2 protein-coding genes are annotated in these 4,515 nt (G+C 64.0%); both read left to right on the top strand.

Going from position 1 to position 4,515, the window contains the following annotated elements:
• The coding region (locus ABI213_RS13555) for an efflux RND transporter periplasmic adaptor subunit (protein ID WP_348027517.1) at nucleotides 1–1,011 on the top strand (1,011 nt) is incomplete at its 5' end.
• An 18-nt stretch (nucleotides 1,012–1,029) separates the two neighbouring features.
• A complete protein-coding gene (locus ABI213_RS13560; protein ID WP_348027519.1) occupies nucleotides 1,030–4,173 on the top strand; it encodes an efflux RND transporter permease subunit in 3,144 nt (1,047 codons plus the stop codon).
• Nucleotides 4,174–4,515 lie beyond the last annotated feature (342 nt).

Below are 4,515 nucleotides of genomic sequence, written 5' to 3' on the forward strand. Positions count from 1 at the left end.
TTGCGCAACGCCCAGCTGGACATGGCCCGCTACCAGGATTTGCTGGCCAAGGACTCGATTGCCAAACAGGTGGTGGACACGCAGGACGCGCTGGTCAAGCAGCTGCAGGGCACGGTGCTGACCGACCAGGCCCAGGTCGATAACGCCAAGCTACAGCTCTCGTACACCCAGGTGCGCGCGCCCATTGCCGGGCGGCTGGGCTTTCGGCAGGTGGACGTGGGCAATATGGTGCAAACCAGCGATACCAATGGGCTGGTCAGCATCACCCAGACCCAGCCGTTGAATGTGGTGTTTGCCGTACCCGAGGCGAATGTGGCGCAAATCAACCAGAAGCTGGCCGCCAAAGCCCCGCTGGTGGTCGAAGCCTGGGACCGCGCCCTGAAAAACAAGCTGGCCGTGGGCAAGGTGGCCAGTACCGACAACGCCATCGACACCACCACCGGCACACTCAAAGTGAAAGCCCAGTTTGCCAATGCCGACGGCGCGCTGTTTCCCAACCAGTTTGTCAACGTGGTGCTGCAGCTGGGCACACTGGCCAACGCGATGGTGGTGCCCTCTGCCGCCGTGCAGCGTGGCACGCAGGGCACGTATGTGTATGCCGTCAAGGACGACGGCAGCGTCACCGTGCGCATCGTCCAACTGGGTGCCACCGACGGCGACGCGGTCAGCGTGCGGGGCGACATCTCGGTGGGCGAAAAAGTGGTGACCGACGGGGCCGACCGCCTGCGCGAAGGTGCCAAGGTGGAGGTGATTGCCGCCCAGGCAAGCAATACAGGCAAGCGCCAAAAATACGAGCCAAATACGCCTCCAGCGCAGGCAGCATCTGCGGCGGCAGCTACAAAACCAGAAGCACCCGGCACGGAAACCGCCGCCGAGGAACGCCCCCGCTGGCTAGACCGTCTGCCGCAAGAGGCGCAAGACAAGTTCCTGAAGATGTCGCCCACTGAGCGCAAAGCCTTCATCGAACAAAGGCGCGAGCAGCGTCGGCAGAAAGAAGCCGCCGGTAGTTGAACCGGGCTTCGCCGCGCCATGAACATCTCCCGCCTTTTCATCCTCCGCCCGGTGGCCACGTCGCTGCTGATGCTGGCCATTCTGATCGCCGGGCTGCTGGCGTACCGGATGCTGCCGGTATCGGCTTTACCCGAGGTGGACTACCCCACCATCCAAGTCACCACGCTGTACCCCGGTGCCAGCCCGGACGTGATGACCTCGTCCGTCACCGCGCCGATGGAGCGCCAGTTTGGCCAGATGCCGGGGCTGGCGCAGATGTCATCCACCAGCTCCGGCGGCGCGTCGGTGATCACACTGCGCTTCTCGCTGTCGATGTCGCTGGACGTGGCCGAGCAGCAGGTGCAGGCCGCCATCAACGCCGGTAGCAACCTGTTGCCCAGCGACCTGCCGATGCCGCCCACTTACAGCAAGGTGAATCCGGCCGATGCGCCGATCTTGACCCTGGCGATCACCTCGCCCTCGCTGCCGGTGATCCGCGTGCACGACCTGGTGGAAAACCGGCTGGCACCCAAGTTGTCGCAGGTCGAAGGCGTGGGCTTGGTGGCGCTGGCCGGAGGCGGCCGCCCTGCCGTGCGCATCCAGGCCGACCCGAGCAAGCTGGCCGGCGTGGGCCTGGCGCTGGACGATGTGCGCACCGCCATTTCTGCAGCCAACACCAACCAGGCCAAGGGCAGCTTCGACGGCCCGCTGCGGGCTTCGACCATCGACGCCAACGACCAGTTGCGCTCCGCCGCCGAGTACACGAATCTGATCCTGGCCTACAAGAACGGCGCGCCGATCCGCATGAAGGATGTGGCGAATGTGGTGGACGATGCGGAAAACATCCGACTTGCCGCCTGGGCAGGCATGTGCCCCCCCGAAGCGGCTGCGCCACCTCCCCCCCAGGGGGGCAGCTGTCTTGGGGCGGCCCGGCGCCAGCTCACCCCCGGCATCATCCTGAATATCCAGCGCCAGCCCGGCGCCAACGTAATCGACACCACCGACCGCATCAAGGCCTTGCTGCCCAAGCTGCAGTCCACGCTACCGGCCTCGCTGGACGTGCAAATCCTCACCGACCGCACGGTGACCATCCGCGCCACGGTGGACGACACCCAGATGGAGCTGCTGCTGGCAATTGGCCTGGTGGTAGCCGTTATTTTTGTGTTCCTGCGCAGCGGCTCGGCCACGCTGATCCCCAGCCTGGCCGTGCCCTTGTCGCTGGTGGGCACCTTTGGTGTGATGCACCTGGCCGGCTTCTCAATCAACAACCTGACCCTGATGGCGCTGACGATTTCTACCGGCTTTGTGGTGGATGACGCAATTGTGATGATCGAAAACATCGCCCGCTACGTGGAGCAAGGTGAGAAGCCATTTGATGCCGCGCTGAAGGGTGCGAAGCAGATCGGCTTCACCATCATTTCACTGACGATTTCGCTGATTGCGGTGCTGATTCCACTGCTGTTTATGGGCGATGTGGTGGGCCGGCTATTCCATGAATTTGCCATCACGCTAGCGGTGTCCATCCTGATCTCGGCCGTCGTCTCACTCAGCTTTACCCCCATGCTGTGCGCGCGCCTGCTCAAGCACACGCCCGAGGAAAGCCATGGCCGCATCTACCAGGCCACGGGCCGGTTTTTTGACAGCCTGATCCGCCGCTACGGCGTGGCGCTGGACTGGGTGCTGGCGCGCCAGGTCGGCACGCTGATCGTATTTGTGCTGACGGTGGTACTGACCGGCTGGCTGTATTTTGTGGTGCCCAAGGGCTTCTTCCCGCTGCAAGACACGGGGGTCATCCAAGCCATGACCGAGACGGCGCAGAGCAGCTCGTTCGCCGCCATGGCCGACCGGCAGCAGGCGCTGGCGGCGGTAATTTTGCAAGACAGCGCGGTGCAAAGCGTGTCGTCTTTCATCGGTGTGGACGGAGTCAACACCACGCTGAACCAGGGCCGGATTCTGATCAACCTCAAGCCCAAGGCAGCGCGCGACGCATCGGCCAGCGCTATCCTGCGCCGCCTGAGCGATGCCAGCCGCAAGGTAGCGGGCATCGAGGTCTATATGCAGCCGGTGCAGGACCTGACCATCGAAGACCGCATCTCCAAGACGCAGTACCAGTTCCTGTTGTCGTCGCCCAGTTTTGACGAGCTCAACACCGGTGCCGCCGCCCTGCTGGAGCGCCTGCGCGGCCTGCCGCAGCTGGCCGACGTGGGCAGCGACGTGCAAGACAAGGGCCTGCAGGCTTATGTGGAGATCGACCGCATCGCGGCGGGGCAACTGGGGGTGACGGTGGCGGCCATCGACACCGCCCTGTACAACGCCTTTGGTCAGCGGCTGATTTCCACCATCTACACCCAGTCCAACCAGTACCGCGTGGTGCTGGAGGTGGGGCCGCAAGACCGGCTGGGGCCGCAGGCGCTGTCCAAACTGTATGTGACGGGTGCCAACAGCGTGCAGGTGCCGCTGTCGAGTGTGGCCAAGGTGGTGGAAAAATCGGCGGCGTTGGCGGTGAACCACGCGGGGCAGTTTCCATCGGCCACCATCTCCTTCAACACCGCGCCCGGCCATTCGCTGGGCGACGCGGTCGCGGCGATCCAAACCGAAGAAAAAGCCTTGCAGTTGCCCGCCAGCATCGAGACCAGCTTCCAGGGCGCGGCGCTGGCCTTCCAGGCTTCGCTGAACAACACGCTGCTGCTGATTTTGGCGGCCATAGTCACCATGTACATCGTGCTGGGCGTGCTGTACGAGAGCTTCATCCACCCGGTGACGATTTTGTCCACCCTGCCCTCGGCGGCGCTGGGTGCGCTGCTGGCGCTGCTGGTGTTTGGGCTGGACCTGGACATCATCGCCATCATCGGCATCGTGCTGCTGATCGGCATCGTGAAGAAAAACGCCATCATGATGATCGACTTCGCGCTGGACGCCGAGCGCGAGCAGGGTTTGAGCCCGCGTGCTGCCATCCACCAGGCGTGTTTGCTGCGCTTTCGGCCGATCTTGATGACCACGCTGGCCGCGCTGCTGGGCGCGCTGCCGCTGATGCTGGGCAGCGGCGTGGGCAGCGAACTGCGCCACCCGCTGGGCGTGACCATGGTCGGCGGGCTTATCGTCAGCCAGCTGCTGACTCTGTTCACCACGCCGGTGATCTACCTGGGCTTTGCCAGCCTGGCCGAGAAATGGCGGGCACGATGAGCTGCCGGGATGTAGCCAATAGGGGTCAGACCCCCATTGCGCGCGGAATTTTGGCGGGCTGCTTAGGGTCTATCTCGCATTGGGGCTCTGACCCCTATTGGCGGGTTGGCGTTAATAGATATCCCTGGCCGGGCTGTGCCCCCGGCAGGGCAGTAACTTTCTTTTGCGTGGCCAAAAGAAAGTCACCAAAGAAAAGGCCACCCCCACTACCTGCACCCTCCGCTTTCGCTGCGGGAACCTGCGGTGCGCGCTTTGGGCGGGGTCTGGCTAAACTCGCCTGCGGCTCAAACAACGCCAGCCCTCTTCCGCCCAAAGCTGCGCTCCTCGGCGCATACAGAGGGG

Source organism: Rhodoferax sp. (genome assembly GCF_039922535.1).
GTDB lineage: Bacteria > Pseudomonadota > Gammaproteobacteria > Burkholderiales > Burkholderiaceae_C > Rhodoferax_B.

Excerpts from the sequence above, each read along its gene's own strand:
- ABI213_RS13560 (WP_348027519.1), top strand. The coding sequence starts at position 1,030 with ATGAACATCTCCCGCCTTTTCATCCTCCGCCCGGTGGCCACGTCGCTG.